Source organism: Pseudomonas anuradhapurensis, assembly GCF_014269225.2.
GTDB classification, from domain to species: domain Bacteria; phylum Pseudomonadota; class Gammaproteobacteria; order Pseudomonadales; family Pseudomonadaceae; genus Aquipseudomonas; species Aquipseudomonas anuradhapurensis.
This window is the reverse complement of record NZ_CP077097.1, coordinates 3,115,268-3,132,021: the sequence shown is the minus strand read 5'-3', so window position 1 is coordinate 3,132,021 and position 16,754 is coordinate 3,115,268. Positions and strand designations below refer to the sequence as shown.

Genomic DNA, 16,754 nt, shown 5'->3' with positions numbered 1-16,754 from the left:
TCATTCGTTGCGCGAAACGGCCGGCTCCCTTGGGGACCCGGCCGTTTCGCGTTGTTGGCCATGGTGTTTTTCCGCTGGCATGTGAAAACGCTGGTTCATCCACGGTGAGCCGAGCAGGGCGGCGGTGGCGATCAGGGCCAGGATGGCAAGGGCCAGATAAGTCTTCATGCGCATGCAAGGAATGACCTGCAACCAGGTCAGCCGGTTCCGCTCGCCCGCAGATCGCAATATGCTGCCTCCATTACTCGCCAGAAGGAGTTGCCCATGGACTGGTCTGCCAACCAGTATTCGCTGTTCGAAGACGAGCGCACCCGCGCCGTGCGCGACCTGCTCGGTGCCGTGCCGCCACGCCCGGTGCGCCACGCTACCGACCTGGGCTGCGGCCCCGGCAATTCCACCGAGGTGCTGCTGCAACGTTACCCGGACGCCCAGGTGACCGCGCTGGACAGCGACCCGGACATGATCGACAAGGCCCGCGAACGCAAGCGGCTGTGTATCCCCAGGGTGCGCACGCTGGTTGCCGACATCGCCGGCTGGTCCGCCGCCGAACCCCAGGACTTGATCCTGGCCAATGCCTCGCTGCAATGGCTCCCAGACCATGCCTCACTGTACCCGCACCTGGTGCGCCAGCTGAGCGAAGGCGCCAGCCTGGCGGTGCAGACCCCGGACAACCTGGACGAACCGGCCCACCGGCAATTGCGCGAGATCGCCAGCCAAGGCCCCTGGGCAGCCAAATTTGCCGATTTCCAGCTGCCGCCGCGGCACAACGCGGCGTTCTACTACGACCTGCTCAGCCCGTTGTGCGCGCGCGTGGATGTGTGGCGCACCACCTATCACCACCCATTGATGGGCGGTGCCGAAGCGGTGGTGGAATGGTTCAAGGGCTCGGCGCTCAGGCCTTATCTGGCCAAGCTCGATGAACAGGAGCAGGCCGACTTCCTGCAGATGTACCTGCAGGCCATGCAGCGCGACTACCCGCCGGCCAGCGATGGCAAGGTGCTGTTGCCGTTCCCGCGCCTGTTCGTGGTTGCTACCCGCTAGGGTGGCGCCAGCGCCAAGCCACGCAAGCGTAGACGCCGAGGTTGAGCAGCAGCGCGACACTGCCCAGCACCAGCTGGGCGGTCGGCGTCAGGCCGGCGGGATAGATCAGCGGCCAGAGGTAATGGTCGATGAAGCCGCCCGGATAACCTGCGTCACCGGCGGCATTGCGCAGCCGGTTTTCCCAGGTGGTCAACGGGCAGCCCAGGTGCAGGTATTCCACCGCCAGGCCCCAGGCCAGGGCCGGCAGGTGCAGCAGCAAAGCGGGGCGCCAGCGCAGCACCAGCAGGCCACCGAACAGCACCAGCAGGATGAAGGCGAGGTGCAGCAGCACCAGGGTGTCGGCGGCGAGGCGCAAGAGCATGGGGTGAGTGCCGAAGGAGGGGGTTATCCCAGCATAGTCGGGTCGCCAGTGCAGCTTACAGCGCTTGTTCAACCATCTGCAGGAAGGTCGCCACCACCCGCCGCGTGCGTTGCTCGCTCAGGCACACCAAGGTCTCGGTCAGGTACCGCTGGCAATCGACGATCGGCAACGCACACACGCGCGCATCCGCGCCAAACTCCGCCGCCGACACCACCCCCACGCCAATCCCCACCACCACCGCTTCACGGGCGGCTTCCCGGCCCTCCACCTGGATCGCCGGGCGAATCCGCAAGCCGGCTCGCTGCATCTCTTCTTCCAGCGTCTGCCGCGTCACCGAGCCGGGTTCGCGCAGTACCAGCGGCATATCGTCCAGGTCCGCCAGCCTGATCGAGCCACGGCTGGCCCACGGGTGCTGGTGCGCGACGAACGCCACCATCGGGTCGCGGCGCAGCGGCAGGCAATGCAGGCGCTCGTCGTCGACGTCCCGGCCCAGCAAGGCCAGGTCGGCCTGGTAACTGAACAGCCGGGCCAGCGATTCATCGGTGTTGCCGGTCTCGATCTTCACCTGGATACCCGGGTAGCGCTGGCAGAAGCGGGCGATCTGCGGCAGCACGTGCACCGGCGCATCCACCGCCAGCACCAGGCTGCCGGTGTGCAGGGCGCGCGAGTCCTGCAGCAGTTCATGCGCCTCGGCCTCGCAGGCGAACAGGCGCTGGCTGATGCCCAGCAGGCGCTCACCCAGGTCGGTGAGTTGCACCGAGCGCTTGTTGCGGTGGAACAGCAGCACGCCAAAGCGTTCCTCCAGCTTGCGCACCTGGTCGGATACTGCCGGCTGGGTAAGAAACAGCTTTTCTGCCGCGCGGGTGAAGCTGCCGTGCATGGCTACGGCGTGGAAAGCCTTGAGTTGCGCGTGGGAAACCGACATGACTACCTCAGTAACAAGCCTGGCTTATGTGTGTAATACGATAAATCGATTTTATTTATCAGTCAGCAGCTGTTTCCATACGTTTCAGCCCGACGCAGGTACCACAAGTGCCGCCAGGGCCATGGCCCCCACACGGCGCCATCTGACCCGATGACAGACTCGTCATCGCTGTGCGCAACACAACAACAAGACAGGCGTTTCTTCACATTCTGCCGGCACACTTGAGCAAGAGGTCAGACTTAAATGAACCAGTCCCTAGCCACGTTGAAACGCTGGCGCATCCAGATCTTCGCCATCACCTGGCTGGCCTACGCCGCCTTCTACTTCACCCGCAAGGCCTTCTCGGTGGCCAAGCTGGGCATCGCCGAAGACCCGAATTTCATGCTCGACAAGGCCGCCATGGCCAACCTCGACGCGATCTACCTGGCCGCCTATGCCGTGGGCCAGTTCACCTGGGGCATGCTTGCCGACCGCTTCGGCCCGCGCGTGGTGGTGCTCGGCGGCCTGCTGATTTCGGCAGGTGCTGCCGTGGTGATGGGCAGTTACGCCACCTTCCCGATCTTTGCCACCTGCATGCTGGTGCAAGGCCTGGCGCAATCCACCGGCTGGGCCGGGTTGTGCAAGAACATCGGCAGTTTCTTCCCCGCCGTGCAGCGCGGACGGGTGCTGGGCTTGTGGAGCTCCTGCTATGCCTTCGGCGGCCTGGTGGCCTCGCCGTTCGCCGGTTGGTGGGCCTACACCCTGGTCGGCACCTGGCACGCGGCGTTCTTCTCCAGCGCCGCCGTGGTGGCGCTGGTGGCGCTGCTGTTCTTCTTCCTGCAGCGCAACAAGCCTGAAGACGTCGGCCTGCCGGCGGTCGAGCCCGAGCCACAGAGCATGGCCCCGGGCGGCAACCTGTGCAGCCTGTGGGCACCGCTGAAGGAAATCCTGCGCAACCGAACGGTGCTGACCCTGGGGCTGGCCTACTTCCTGTTGAAACCGGCGCGCTACGCCATCCTGCTGTGGGGGCCGGTGATCGTCTTCGAGCAGATGCCCTCGGTGGGCAAGGTGGGCGCGGCGATCATCCCCACGGCCTTCGAACTGGCCGGGCTGCTCGGGCCGATCCTGATCGGCCTGGCCTCGGACAAACTGTTCAGTGCCCGGCGCATGCCGGCCTGCGTGATCAGCCTGGTGCTGCTGACCGTGACCCTGGCGGCGTTCATGGCGGCCATGCACACCGGCAGCGTGGTGCTGGTGGTGGCCCTGCTGTTCGTCATGGGCCTGACCCTGTACGGGCCGGACTCGATGATCAGTGGCGCTGCGGCGATCGACTTCGGTACCGCCAAGGCCGGCGCCACCGCGGCAGGCTTCGTCAACGGCTGTGGCTCGGTGGGGGCGGTGCTGGGCGGGCTGCTACCGGGCTACTTCGACGGCGTCACGGTGTTCATCGTGTTCGCCGGCTGTGCGCTGTTCTCGGCACTGGTATTGCTGCCGCACTGGAACAGCCGCCCGGCCAGCGCCGCGCAGAGCGCCGACCTGGCACCGAACACCAGCATGGCAATCAAGCCATTGCGTACCTGAAAGGAAAGCGAGCGAATGAGACCCTTCTGGCTGCAACAGGCCCTGGATTCGGCGCAAGAGGCGGTGTGCCCGCCATTGCCTGGCGATGCCCGTTGCGATGTGTGCATCGTTGGTGGCGGCTACACCGGGCTGTGGACTGCGCTGATGCTCAAGGAGGCACAGCCGGCCCTGGACATCGTGCTGATCGAAGCCGATATCTGCGGTGCCGGCGCCAGTGGGCGCAACGGTGGTTGCGCGTTGTCCTGGTCGGCCAAGTACTTCACCCTGGAGCGCCTGTTCGGCGTGGCCGAGGCGGTGCGTCTGGTGCGCGAGTCGGAGCGCAGCATCGGTGAAATCGGTGCGTTCTGTGCAGCCAATGGCATCGACTGTGACTACCGCCTGGACGGCACGCTGTACACCGCCACCAACGCGGCCCAGGTGGGTGCTACTGACGCGGTGATCGCCGCGCTGCAGCGCCAGGGCATCAATTCGTTCCGCCGCCTGCCGCTGGACCAGGTGCAGCGCCTGGCAGGCTCGGCGCGGCACCTGGAGGGCTGGTTCTCGCCGGCCGCCGCCACGGTGCAACCGGGCAAGCTGGTGCGCGGCCTGCGCCGGGTGGCCTTGCAGCGCGGCGTGCGCATTCATGAAGGCACGGCCATGACCGGCCTGGAGCATGGCACCCCGGTGCAGGTGCGCACCCCCCATGGCACGCTGCGCGCCGAACGCGTGGTGCTCGGCCTGAATGCCTGGATGGCGCGGGCCTTCCCGCAGTTCGAGCGCAGCGTGGCGATTGTTTCCAGCGACATGGTCATCACCGAACCGTGCCCCGACCTGCTGCACCAAGTCGGTCTGGACAGCGGTATCAGCGTGCTCGACTCGCGCATCTTCGTGCATTACTACCACAACACCTCCGATGGCCGGCTGATGCTTGGCAAGGGCGGCAATACCTTTGCCTATGGCGGGCGCATGTTGCCGGTGTTCGACCAGCCGTCGCCATACCGGCCACTGCTGCGCGAAAGCCTGGGCGGGTTTTTCCCGGCGCTGGCCGAGGTGCCGCTGGCGGCCAGCTGGAACGGGCCGTCGGACCGCTCGGTAACCGGTTTGCCGTTCTTTGGCCGGCTGGACGGGCAGGGCAACGTGTTCTACGGCTTTGGTTATTCGGGCAGCGGGGTCGGCCCGTGCCACATGGGCGGGCAGATCCTCTCGTCGCTGGCCTTGGGGTTGGACAACCCATGGACCCGCTCGCCGCTGGTCAAGGGGCCGCTGGGGTGGTTCCCGCCTGAGCCGATCCGCTACCTCGGCTCGTTGCTGGTGCGCAATGCCATCCGCCGCAAGGAACGCGCCGAAGACCACGGTTTGCGCCCGCGTCGGTTGGACGTACGCCTGGCACGCTTTGCCGCGGCAGCGGGCAAGGCCGATAAAGGCTGACGAGATTTCTTGTCGATCGCATGCCTGAGGGCGTATAAACTGCACCCACTTTTGGCCGGTCGCTTCCTGAACCGGCCGCTGAAACAAGAGAGTCGACATGGGCGCACAGTGGAAAGCCAAACATAAAGAAGCCGCGGCCAACGCCAAAGGCAAGATCATGGGCAAGCTGTCCAAAGAGATCCAGATCGCCGCCAAGTCCGGCGCCGACCCTGACATGAACCCGCGCCTGCGCCTGGCCATCGAGCAGGCCAAGAAGGCCTCGATGACCCGCGAAACCCTGGAACGCGCTATCCGCAAGGGCGCGGGCCTGGACGGCGATGCCGTGCAGTACTCGGCGGTCAGCTACGAAGGCTTCGCCCCGCACCAGGTGCCGCTGATCGTCGAGTGCCTGACCGACAACGTCAACCGCACCGTCGCACAGATCCGCGTGCTGTTCCGCAAGGGCCAGCTGGGCGCCAGCGGCTCGGTGGCCTGGGACTTCAACCACGTCGGCCTGATCGAAGCCACCGCCAACGGTGACGCCGACCCGGAGATGGCGGCCATCGAGGCCGGTGCCCAGGACTTCGAGGAAGGTGACGAAGAGGGTTCGACCCTGTTCATCACCGACACCACCGACCTGGATGCCGTGCAGAAGGCCTTGCCGGAGCATGGCTTCACCGTGACCTCGGCGAAGATCGGCTACACCCCGAAGAACCCGGTGAGTGCCGCCAGCCTGAGTGCCGAGGCGCTGGCCGAGGTGGAAGCGTTCCTCGAGGCGATCGACGAGAACGATGATGTGCAGAACGTGTACGTCGGCTTGACTGACTGATCCATGTAATCGGGGCCGCTTTGCGGCCCATCGCGACGCAAGGCCGCTCCTACAGGGTTTGGCGCATCACTGAATGGCGGTGATCCCTGCAGCGGCGGCCTTGTGTCGCGAAACGAGGGCAAAGCCCTCGCCCGCGGTCTGGAGCCGAGCCCGATGAACCCCACCTTCGCCTCCCTCAGCCTCGCCCACCTGCGTACCCTCGACCACCTGCTGCAGCTGAAGAACCTCAGCCACGCCGCCGAGCGCCTGGGCGTCAGCCAGTCCGCCCTGAGCCGCCAGCTGGCCCACCTGCGCGAAGCCTTCGACGACCTGCTACTGGTACGCCAGGGCCGGGGTTATGTGCTCAGCGAGCACGCCGAAGCGCTGGTCGAACCCCTGCGCCAGGTCCTCGAAGAACTGCACGCCCTGCGCCAACCCGCAGTGTTCGACCCGGCACGTTGCGAGCGGCGTTTCTGCCTGGCCGCTTCGGACTACGTGGCCGAGCACATGCTGCCGCTGCTGGTGGCGGCGCTGGAGCGCGAAGCACCTGGAGTATCGCTGGAGTATCGCACCTGGCAGGCCGGCCAGTACGCCTTGCTGGCCAGTGGCGAGATCGACCTGGCCACCACCTTGTTCGACGAGTCGCCGCCCAACCTGCACGGCCGCCTGCTGGGTGAGGACCGCGCGGTGTGCCTGATGCGCCACGACCACCCGCTGGCCACCCACGGTGCGCTCAGCCAGGCCGACTACCTGGCGCACAAGCATGTGCGGATTTCCGGCGGCGGCGACAAGGACAGCTTCATCGACCGCCACCTGCGCGCCCAGGGCCTGCAACGGCGGGTCAGCCTGGAAGTGCCGTTCTTCTCCGCCACCGTGCAGGTAATCGCCAACAGCCAGGCGCTGGCCACCGTGCCCGAGCACATCGCCCGCCAATTGTGCCGCCTGCATCAGCTGGCCTGGCGGCCGCTGGGCTTCATCGACCACCGCCAGCGCTATTGGGTGGTATGGCACCAGCGCCTGCAAGCCTCGGCCGAGCACCGCTGGTTGCGTAACCGGGTGTTCGAGTTGTGGCGCCAGTCGCAGTTCGGTGTACAGGGCGGGCATGCGGGTTTGCCATAGCAGGTATGCGCGAGGCGGGGTTATTCGCAGCAGCGTAGGTGCCTAGACTGGGGGCAGCAGATAACCCACAGGAGCCCCACGTGACCCCCGAACAATTCCGCCAGTACGGCCATCAGCTGATCGACCTGATCGCCGACTACCGCCAGAGCGTCGGCGAACGCCCGGTCATGGCCCAGGTCGAGCCCGGCTACCTCAAGGCCGCCTTGCCCGGCAGCGCCCCGCAGCAGGGCGAACCTTTCGCCGCGATCATCGACGACGTCAACCAGCTGCTCATGCCCGGCCTGTCCCACTGGCAACACCCGGATTTCTACGGCTACTTCCCCTCCAACGGCACCCTGTCATCGGTGCTTGGCGACTTTCTCAGCACCGGCCTCGGCGTACTCGGCCTGTCGTGGCAATCCAGCCCGGCCCTGAGCGAGCTGGAGGAGACCACCCTCGATTGGCTGCGCCAGCTGCTCGGCCTGTCTGACCAGTGGAGCGGGGTGATCCAGGACACCGCGTCGACCAGCACCCTGGTGGCGCTGATCTGTGCCCGTGAACGCGCCAGCGACTACGCCCTGGTGCGCGGTGGCCTGCAAGCCCAGGGCAAGCCGTTGATCGTCTACGTCAGCGCCCATGCCCACAGCTCGGTGGACAAGGCGGCGCTGCTGGCCGGTTTCGGCCGCGACAACATCCGCCTGATCCCGACCGACGAACACTACGCCCTGCGCCCAGAGGCGTTGCAGGCCGCGATCGAGCAGGACTTGGCCGCCGGCCATCAGCCCTGCGCCGTGGTCGCTACCACTGGCACCACAGCCACCACGGCGCTCGACCCGCTGCGCCCGATCGGCGACATCGCCCAGGCCCATGGCCTGTGGCTACATGTGGATTCGGCCATGGCCGGCTCGGCGATGATCCTGCCGGAGTGCCGCTGGATGTGGGATGGCATCGAGCTGGCGGACTCGGTGGTGGTCAATGCGCACAAGTGGTTGGGCGTCGCTTTCGATTGCTCGATCTACTACGTACGCGACCCGCAGCACCTGATCCGGGTGATGAGCACCAACCCCAGCTACCTGCAGTCGGCGGTGGATGGCGAGGTGAAGAACCTGCGTGACTGGGGCATCCCGCTGGGCCGGCGGTTCCGCGCGTTGAAGCTGTGGTTCATGTTGCGTAGCGAGGGTGTTGATGCGTTGCAGGCGCGCTTGCGGCGTGACCTGGACAATGCCCAGTGGTTGGCCGCGCAGGTCGATGCTGCGGCGGATTGGGAAGTGCTGGCGCCAGTGCCGTTGCAGACCTTGTGCATTCGCCACCGGCCGGTGGGGCTGGAAGGGGACGCGCTGGATGCACATACCAAGGGTTGGGCCGAGCGGCTGAATGCGTCGGGGGAGGCTTACGTGACGCCGGCGACGCTGGATGGGCGGTGGATGGTGCGGGTGTCGATCGGGGCGCTGCCGACCGAGCGGGGGGATGTCGAGCGGTTGTGGCAGCGGCTGCAGGAGGTGGTCAAGGGTTGAGACTACCGGGGCCGCGTTGCGGCCCCGGCCATCCATCAGTGGCTCACTGCCTGCAAGCTGCCTTTGCGGCTGGCTTCATACGCTTCTTTTTCCATCGGCTTGGCCTGCGGATTACCCAGGTCTTCCATCACCAGGCGATGGGTTTCTGGGGCAATGTAGGCCGCCAGGGCGCACATGCAGGTAATGAAGAACGCCAGGCCACCGATCACCAGCGGGATGTTGTCCGAGCCGGGCGGGGCGACCAGGGCGAACAGTGCCGGCAGCATGGCGGTCAGCATGGTGCCGATGTTCTGGGCGATGGCCATGGCCGACACGCGGTAGCGGGTCTGGAACAGCTCTGGGTAGAAGCTGGGGAACACCGCGTTGTAACCCTGGTAGACCATGCCCCACATGACGATCGAGGTGGCGAACGCCAGCGGTACGTTGTGCATGCTGATCGCATACAGGTAGACGAAGGCCAGCAGGCCCGAACCCAGGCAGCCTGTGATCATGGTCGGGCGCCGGCCGATCTTGTCGGAGAGGTTGCCGACGAACGGAATCACCAGCACCGCGACGATGTTGCCAACGACCGGGATCCACAAGTACACGCTCTTGTCGAAGCCGATGCCATAGGCCGGTTGTACCGCGTAGGCGGCACCGAAGATGGTGGCCACCACCGGGATCACGTTCATCAGGGCCATGAACATCACCAGCACCATGTGCTTCCAGCTGTGGCGGAAGGCCTCGCGGATCGGTGACTTGGCGACTTTGTCCTGCTTCTCTTCCTTCACGAACGCCGGGGTTTCGTGCACTTCCTTGCGGATGATGAAGCCGGCCACCAGTACGAAGGCGCTCATCAGGAACGGAATGCGCCAGCCCCAGTCGCTGAAGGCTTCGCTCGGCATGAAGTAGGCCAATGGCAGGAATACCGCTGCCGCCAGCACCTGGCCGGCCTGCACCCCTTGCAAGGTGAAGCTGGCGAAGTAGCCCCTGCGGCCGAACGGCGCATGCTCCATGATCATGGAGCTGGCGCCGGAAATTTCGCCGGCCACGGCAAAGCCTTGGATCAGGCGCAGTACCACCAGCAAGGCGGGGGCGAGGTAACCGATGTCGTGGTAGGTAGGCAGCAGGCCCACGGCCATGGTCGACAGGCCCATCAGGAACATGCACAGCAGCAGGACATTCTTGCGCCCGCGGGTGTCACCCCAGTGGCCCAGCACGAAGGCGCCGACCGGGCGCGCCAGGTAGCCCACGCCGTAGGTGGCCAGCGAGGCGATGATGGCCATCTTCGGGTCGGTGTTGGGGAAGAATATCTGCGGGAAAATCAGCGCCGCGGCCTGGGCGTAGATGAAAAAGTCGTAGTACTCGAGTGCCGAGCCTATCCATCCACTGGCGGTCGCTTTCTTGGCTTGCGAGCTGGAGTGAGCCATCGTTGTCTCCGTTGTTATTGTTGTTTGCGCAGGGTCGGCCATCGCTTTCGCAAGGGCAGGGGGCAGCGGTCGGTGGGCCTGCGTTGTGGTTCATGTTGACCACGGGCCAGCGGTGTAGCAATTCGTCAAAACGGGTTTTGTGCGGTAATCGAACGCAAAACTAACCATTCCGTACAAAGATATTGAAGCGTCGACTTTACCTGCGAATAATCGATCGTGCCAGAAACGGTGACCGGTGTTTGCCTGCGCCTGGCACCGTCAGCCTCTAACAACAAGGAACTCCCGCCATGCAGCGTTCGATCGCCACTGTGTCCTTGAGCGGTACCCTGCCGGAAAAGCTCGAAGCCATCGCCGCCGCCGGTTTCGACGGCGTCGAGATCTTCGAGAACGACCTGCTCTATTACGCCGGCAGCCCGCGTCAGGTGCGCCAGATGTGTGCCGATGCAGGGCTTGCCATCACCCTGTTCCAGCCGTTTCGTGACTTTGAAGGCTGCCGCCGCGACCGTTTGCAGAAGAACCTCGACCGCGCCGAGCGCAAGTTCGACCTGATGCAGGAACTGGGCACCGACCTGGTGCTGGTGTGCAGCAACGTCCAGGCCGATGCCCTGGGCGAAGAGCAACTGCTGGTCGACGACCTGCGCCTGCTGGCCGAGCACGCCGGCAAACGCGGCCTGCGCATTGGCTACGAAGCCCTGGCCTGGGGCCGCCACGTCAACACCTACCAGCAAGTCTGGAACCTGGTGCGCCAGGCTGACCACCCGGCCCTCGGGGTGATCCTCGACAGCTTCCACACGCTGTCGTTGAAGGGCGACCCGCGGGCGATCCGCGACATTCCCGGCGACAAGATCTTCTTCGTGCAGATGGCCGACGCACCGATCCTGGCCATGGACGTGCTGGAGTGGAGCCGCCACTTCCGCTGTTTCCCGGGGCAGGGCGAGATGGACATGGCTGGGTTCCTGGCGCCGATCCTTGCCAGCGGCTACCGTGGCCCGCTGTCGCTGGAAATATTCAACGACGGCTTCCGTGCCGCACCGCCCCGGCAGAATGCCGCCGACGGCCTGCGCTCGTTGCTGTACCTCGAAGAGCAGACGCGCCTGCGCCTGGAGCAGGAGGGTACGCCGATCGAACCCGGCGTGCTGTTCAGCCCACCGGCCGCCAGCACCTATGATGGTGTCGAGTTCCTCGAATTCGCGGTCGACGAAGCCGTTGGCGCACGCCTGGGCGGCTGGCTGAAACGCCTGGGCTTCGCCGAAGCCGGCAAGCACCGCAGCAAAGAGGTGCAACTGCTGCGCCAGGGCGATATCAATATCGTCCTCAATGCCGAACCCTATTCCTTCGGCCACAACTTCTTCGAGGCCCACGGCCCGTCGCTGTGCGCCACTGCGCTGCGGGTCAAGGACCAGCAAGCGGCGCTGAAGCGCGCCACCGCCTTCCGTGGCCAACCGTTCCGTGGCCTGGTCGGCCCCAACGAGTGCGAAGTGCCGGCAGTACGTGCACCGGATGGCAGCCTGCTGTACCTGGTGGAGCAGGGCACGGCCGGCCAGACCCTGTATGACACTGACTTCAGTCTGGACAAAAACGCCACCGCCACCGGTGGCCTGCGCCGCATCGACCACATGGCGCTGGCCCTGCCGGCTGAATCGCTGGACAGCTGGGTGCTGTTCTACAAGACCCTGTTCGACTTCGCCGCCGACGATGAAGTGGTGTTGCCCGACCCTTACGGTCTGGTCAAGAGCCGCGCCCTGCGCAGCCAGTGCGGTACCTTGCGCCTGCCCCTGAATATCTCGGAAAACCGCAACACCGCCATCGCCCATGCGCTGTCCAGCTACCGGGGTTCAGGCGTGCACCACATCGCCTTCGACTGTGACGACATCTTCCGTGAAGTGGCGCGTGCCAAGCTGGCTGGGGTGCCGCTGCTGGAAATTCCGCTGAACTACTACGACGACCTGGCGGCGCGCTTTGATTTCGATGACGAATTCCTCAGCGAACTGGCGTACTACAACGTGCTGTACGACCGTGATGCGCAGGGCGGCGAGTTGTTCCACGTGTACACCGAACCGTTCGAGGAGCGCTTTTTCTTCGAGATCATCCAGCGCAAGGGCGGCTATGCCGGTTACGGTGCGGCCAACGTGGCGGTACGCCTGGCGGCCATGGCCAAGGCCCGTAGTGGCGCAGCGCGCAAGCCAGTGCTCTGAACGCTGTCCGTGCAGGAGCGGCCTTGCGTCGCGATGGGCCGCAAAGCGGCCCCAAAAATCTTGCTGCGTTGCGGAAATCTTGGGGCCGCTTCGCGGCCCATCGCGACACAAGGCCGCTCCTACAAGGCCCCCTGTTTAGCTCAGGGGCGTTCAGCTACCAGCAACAGTGACTGCGGCACCGCGCTCTGCGGGTGCTGCGGCTCCTGCAGGCTGGCCAGCCGCAACCCCGCCAGGTCCAGCGCATTGAGCCAACTGGCGAGGGTGCGGAAGTACCAGGGCATCACCTGCCAATCCCCGTCCACGCCGGTAAACGATTCCTCCCGCCAACCGTCCTGGTATTCCCCATCGGCCACACTCCACGGGTGCAGGGTCTGGACCACCAGCGCGCCACCGGGCAACAGCAAGTCGCGCATGGCCGCCAGCAACGGAATGATGTCCTGCTGCAACAGGGCGAAGTTGGCGCAGATCAGGTCGTAGTCCTGGCCTACCTGCGCTTGCCTATTGGCCAGCTGGGCAAAGCGGGCCAGGTGCACCTGTGCGCTGCCCGCAGCGCGCGCGGCTTGCACCAGTGCCGGGTCTGCGTCGACCCCCACTGCCTGGATGCCACGCTCGCCCAGTGCGCGCAGCAACCAGCCCTCGCCACAGCCCAGGTCCAGCACGCGTTGCGGCTGACGGCCCAGGATGGCCAACAGGATGGCCTGGTCAGTGACCTGGCGGCGGCTCGCGATAGCGCCGCTGCGCACGGCTGCGATCCACGCCTGGGCATTGTGCTGCCAGCTGGCGAGCAAGGCCTCTTCCGGGTCGTGCATGGGCGGTCTCCTCGCGGTCAACCGGCCGCTGCGCGCTGACGTTTGATCTGGTACATGTGCCCGTCGGCATGGCGCAGCAGTGTGTCGGCGTCGTTGCCATCCTCCGGGAAACAGGCCACGCCGATGCTGCAGGTGGGGGTGGCGATACCGGCGAATTCGGCGCCGAGCGGCTCGGCCATGGTCGCCAGAATCTGCGTCACCCGCTCGGCGATAAGCTCTGGCGAGGGGCAATTGGGCAGCAGCACGGTGAACTCGTCACCGCCCATCCGCGCTACCGTTTCGCCAGCGCCCACGCAGCTTTCCAGGCGCCGGGCCAGGGCGCACAGCACCCGGTCGCCCATGCTGTGCCCGTGGTTGTCGTTGATCTGCTTGAAATCATTGATATCGAGAAACAGCAGGGCCAGTGGCCGATCCTGGCGGCGGGCTGCGGCAAGGGCGGATTCCAGCTGTTCATTGAACCGGGTGCGGTTGGCCAGCCGGGTCAGCGGGTCATGGTGAGCCAGAAAGCGCAGTTCCTCTTCGGCCAGATGCAGGGCAGTCACATCCCGCGCCACGCCGATGCGCGCATCCGCCTCGTCGGACCAGCATGCCGCCCACAGGATGTGCACCACACCGCCATCCTTGCGGATATAGCGGTTGCGAAAGTCGTAGTGAGGGTGGCCGCTCATGACCCGCACGATCGAGGCGCGGGTCATCGCCAGGTCGTCAGGGTGCATGTAGTCGGTGATCGGGGTGCCGATCAGTTCGCTGGCCTGGTAGCCCAGCAACGCCTCGCAGGCATCGCTGACGAAGACGATCTGGTTGTCGCGATCGACCACGAATACCGTGTCCAGCATCAGGTGGATCAGCCTGGGGTACAACGTTTGCAGGTCTACGGGCATGGGTCAGGACGTCCGCGGCAGGGTGACCGATCATAGCCTGAATCCGGCAACCTGCGGCAAGCGCGGTTGCCGCGGGCGTAGCGCGCGACACTCAATTGCTGACCACCAGTTCTGGCCCGAGGTAGTCGTTGATCTGCTGGATGTCGTCGTCGCCCAGGCTACCGACCGACGAGGCGAGGCGCAGCCGCGACAACAGGTAGTTCAACTTCGCCTCGAACAGGTCGTGGCGGGCGTCATACAGCAGCTCCTCGGCATTGAGCACGTCCGAGTTGGTGCTGGTGCCGCCTTCCTTGAAGCCCTTGCGGGTCGAGAGCAGCGAGCGCTCGTTGGAGGCCACGGCCTTTTCCAGTGCCTGGACCCGCAAGGCGCCACTCTGCACGCCATTGAACTCGCGGGTGGTTTCCGAAATTACCTGCTGGCGGGCGGCGTCCAGCTCATCCAGGGCCTTGGAGCTGTTGGCGCCGGCCTGGCGGGTGAGGGCGCTGGTACCGCCGCCGCTGTACAGCGGAATGTTCAGCTCCAGCCCGACCGAGCTGTAATGGTTGCGCTGGTTCAGTTCGGAAATCGACTGGCTGCTGCTGGCGGTATAGCCGGCGACGAAGTCCAGGGTCGGCCAGTGCCCGGCGCGGGCGCGTTTCACTTCTTCTTCGGCCAGCTCGTAGTTGTGCCGGCGGGCGTGAATCAGCGGGCTGTCGGCCTGCGCCTTGACCAGCCAGTCCTGCAGGTTGCCCGGCAGCAGCGGCGGGGTGTTGAAGCTTGGCTGCAAGGTGGTCAGCGACTCTGGGGTTTCACCGATGAATTCCTCCAGCTTGCGGCGGGCATTGACCAGGTTGTCCCGGGCTTCGATCAGGTCGGCTTCGGCCAGGTCGCGGCGGGCAACCGACTCGTCGATGTCGGTGATGGTGCCGTCACCCAGTTCCATGCGCCGCTTGGCCGACGCCAGTTGCTCTTCGAAGGCGTTAAGCTTGGCCTTGGCCAGGGTGATGGTTTCGCTGGCCAGCAGTACGTCGAAGTAGGCTTCGGCCAGGCTTACCGCAGCGTCCTGGCTCTTGGCGTCGAACACCGCCACGCTGTACTCGGCACGTTGCTGGCCCTGGCGGTACTCGGCCATCTTCTGCTTGTTGAACAATGGCTGGCGCAGGCGCACGCTGGCGCCTTTGGAGTCGTAATCCAGGTCCCGGTCCAGGCCATACTGGCTCTGGCTGCCGTTGATCTTGTTGAAATAGCCCACGGCATTGATCTGCGGCAGCAACCCGGCCTGGCCGATGGCGCGATTCTCGCTGCCGGCTTGTTTTTCGTGCACGGCGGCCTGGTAGATCGGGCCTTGGTACTGCAACAGGTCCCAGGCTTGCTTGAGGTCCATGGCACTGGCCTGCATGGCCACCCCCCACAGGCACAGCATCAGGCACGGGCGGTTCATGTCATTGCTCCTTGAATGCAGCATCCACGCGTTCGAGCATCGGTTTGAGCAGGTAGCTGAGCAGGTTGCGTTCACCGGTCTTGATGGTGACGGTGGCCGGCATGCCGGGGCGGATGTGGTTGCTGCCGAGCAGGCCCATGCCGGCCGGGGTCACTTCCACCTGGGCCAGGTAGAACGGCTGCTTGCTTTCCTCGTCGATCAGGCGGTCGGCGGACACTGTCTTGACCCGCCCCGGGATATTCGGCGTGCGTGCATGGTTGAAGGCCGGGAAGGCAATGTCCACGTCCAGTCCAGGGACCATCTTGTCGATGGCCTGCACCGGGATCATCGCGTCGACCTGCAACGGTTGGTCGAGCGGTACCACCTCCATGATCTTCGCCCCAGGCTGGATAATGCCGCCGACCGTGGCGATGCTCAGGGCCTGGACCATGCCGTCGATCGGCGAGCGGATCACCGTGTGGGTCACCTCATAGTCCAGCGCGCGCAGGCGGTCGGCCAGGGTAGTGTTCTCCTTGGCGGTGTCGGTCAGTTGCGACTCCACTTCCTTCAGGTAGTCGTGCTGGCGCTGGAGGATACGCAGCTTGATCTCGGTGGCCTGGCTGCGGGCCCGGGCGATATTGTTGAGGTTCTCGGCCTGGCCGGCGGACAGGTCGGCGTTGTTGCGTTCCAGCTCCAGCAGGCGGTTGCGCGGCACATAACCTTCGGCCGCCAGCACGCGGGTGCCCTGCAGTTCCTGGTTGAGGAAGCCGATCTGCGAGGCGCGGGCCCCATACACCTGCTGCAGGCCCTTGAGCTGCACCGCCGTGGCGGCCAGGTTTTCCTTGAGGATGCTCAGCTCGCCGGCCAGGCCGGCGCGGCGGGTTTCCAGCAGGCGTTGTTGCAGGTCCATGGCCGCCAGCAGGCGCGGGTCGTTAGCGTAGCGCTTGAGCAGGGCGGGGTCGAAGGTAACGCTGTCACGGCCGTCGCGCTCGGCTTCCAGGCGGTTTTCCACAGTCTTGCCGACGATGTACTGGGCACTGACCGCGCCCTGTTCGGCCACTGCCCGTAGCGCGTCGAGGCGTACCACCTCCTGGTCTTTCTTCACCACATCGCCTTCGCGCACCAGGATCGCCTCGACCGTGCCGCCAGTCAGGTGCTGCACCGCCTTGCGGTTGCTGGTGACCTTGACCGTACCGGTGGCGACCACCCCGGCGTCCAGCGGCGCCAGGCCCGACCACAGCAGGAAGCCGCCAAAGCCGGCGATGACCAGCCACAGCCCCCAGCGTGCCGGTCGGCCGGCGTCCAGGTCGATCAGGTGCTGGGTTTCGGCGGGAATCAACTCGGTGTGGTGGGGCATCGGCATGAGCG

Annotated in this window: 15 protein-coding genes; 7 read left to right on the top strand and 8 right to left on the bottom strand. The window is 65.6% G+C overall.

Going from position 1 to position 16,754, the window contains the following annotated elements; all coding sequences use genetic code 11:
- A complete protein-coding gene (locus HU763_RS14515) occupies positions 1 to 174 on the bottom strand; it encodes a hypothetical protein (protein WP_186689884.1) in 174 nt (57 codons plus the stop codon).
- Between the two features lie 90 nt (positions 175 to 264).
- On the opposite strand from HU763_RS14515, the gene tam reads away from it, so the two are divergent.
- Entirely contained in the window at positions 265 to 1,041 is a 777-nt protein-coding gene (gene tam / locus HU763_RS14510; protein WP_186689886.1) for a trans-aconitate 2-methyltransferase, read from the top strand.
- Here tam and HU763_RS14505 read toward each other — a convergent pair.
- Together HU763_RS14505 and HU763_RS14500 are read right to left on the bottom strand one after the other, a co-directional pair.
- Positions 1,031 to 1,402: a DUF2784 domain-containing protein gene (locus tag HU763_RS14505; RefSeq protein ID WP_186689888.1), complete on the bottom strand. Its 372-nt coding sequence runs from the start codon at positions 1,400 to 1,402 to the stop codon at positions 1,031 to 1,033. The two genes, tam and HU763_RS14505, sit on opposite strands and share 11 nt — an antisense overlap.
- Before the next feature lie 55 nt (positions 1,403 to 1,457).
- On the bottom strand, positions 1,458 to 2,327 hold the full coding sequence (locus HU763_RS14500) for a LysR substrate-binding domain-containing protein (protein ID WP_186689890.1): 870 nt from the start codon (positions 2,325 to 2,327) through the stop codon (positions 1,458 to 1,460).
- A 243-nt stretch (positions 2,328 to 2,570) separates the two neighbouring features.
- Here HU763_RS14500 and HU763_RS14495 point away from each other — a divergent pair, with 243 nt between their 5' ends.
- The 5 genes from HU763_RS14495 to HU763_RS14475 all read left to right on the top strand — a co-directional run bounded on the left by HU763_RS14495 (position 2,571) and on the right by HU763_RS14475 (position 8,693).
- Positions 2,571 to 3,887: an MFS transporter gene (locus tag HU763_RS14495; protein WP_186689892.1), complete on the top strand. Its 1,317-nt coding sequence runs from the start codon at positions 2,571 to 2,573 to the stop codon at positions 3,885 to 3,887.
- A gap of 15 nt (positions 3,888 to 3,902) precedes the next feature.
- Positions 3,903 to 5,294 (top strand): FAD-dependent oxidoreductase, encoded by a 1,392-nt coding sequence (locus HU763_RS14490; protein ID WP_186689894.1) that lies wholly within the window; start codon positions 3,903 to 3,905, stop codon positions 5,292 to 5,294.
- Between the two features lie 97 nt (positions 5,295 to 5,391).
- Positions 5,392 to 6,102 (top strand): YebC/PmpR family DNA-binding transcriptional regulator, encoded by a 711-nt coding sequence (locus HU763_RS14485; RefSeq protein WP_170029433.1) that lies wholly within the window; start codon positions 5,392 to 5,394, stop codon positions 6,100 to 6,102.
- Between the two features lie 153 nt (positions 6,103 to 6,255).
- On the top strand, positions 6,256 to 7,200 hold the full coding sequence (locus HU763_RS14480) for a LysR family transcriptional regulator (RefSeq protein ID WP_186689896.1): 945 nt from the start codon (positions 6,256 to 6,258) through the stop codon (positions 7,198 to 7,200).
- 80 nt (positions 7,201 to 7,280) lie between these two features.
- The gene (locus HU763_RS14475) at positions 7,281 to 8,693 is read left to right on the top strand and encodes a DOPA decarboxylase (protein WP_186689898.1); all 1,413 of its coding nucleotides are present in this window, start codon (positions 7,281 to 7,283) and stop codon (positions 8,691 to 8,693) included.
- A gap of 35 nt (positions 8,694 to 8,728) precedes the next feature.
- Here HU763_RS14475 and HU763_RS14470 read toward each other — a convergent pair whose 3' ends face one another.
- A complete protein-coding gene (locus tag HU763_RS14470; RefSeq protein ID WP_186689900.1) occupies positions 8,729 to 10,102 on the bottom strand; it encodes an MFS transporter in 1,374 nt (457 codons plus the stop codon).
- Between the two features lie 287 nt (positions 10,103 to 10,389).
- On the opposite strand from HU763_RS14470, the gene quiC reads away from it, so the two are divergent.
- Entirely contained in the window at positions 10,390 to 12,297 is a 1,908-nt protein-coding gene (gene quiC / locus HU763_RS14465) for a 3-dehydroshikimate dehydratase QuiC (protein WP_186689902.1), read from the top strand.
- Positions 12,298 to 12,437: 140 nt separating this feature from the next.
- Here the strand turns inward: quiC and HU763_RS14460 are convergent, their stop codons facing one another.
- The 4 genes from HU763_RS14460 to HU763_RS14445 all read right to left on the bottom strand — a co-directional run bounded on the left by HU763_RS14460 (position 12,438) and on the right by HU763_RS14445 (position 16,749).
- Entirely contained in the window at positions 12,438 to 13,106 is a 669-nt protein-coding gene (locus tag HU763_RS14460; protein WP_186689904.1) for a class I SAM-dependent methyltransferase, read from the bottom strand.
- A gap of 17 nt (positions 13,107 to 13,123) precedes the next feature.
- A complete protein-coding gene (locus tag HU763_RS14455) occupies positions 13,124 to 13,987 on the bottom strand; it encodes a diguanylate cyclase (RefSeq protein WP_186689906.1) in 864 nt (287 codons plus the stop codon).
- A gap of 91 nt (positions 13,988 to 14,078) precedes the next feature.
- Positions 14,079 to 15,407, bottom strand: a complete 1,329-nt coding sequence (locus tag HU763_RS14450) for a TolC family outer membrane protein (RefSeq protein ID WP_186689908.1) — start codon at positions 15,405 to 15,407, stop codon at positions 14,079 to 14,081.
- Position 15,408: 1 nt separating this feature from the next.
- Complete coding sequence (locus HU763_RS14445) at positions 15,409 to 16,749, bottom strand: HlyD family type I secretion periplasmic adaptor subunit (protein ID WP_186689910.1); 1,341 nt, start codon at positions 16,747 to 16,749, stop codon at positions 15,409 to 15,411.
- Positions 16,750 to 16,754: the final 5 nt, after the last annotated feature.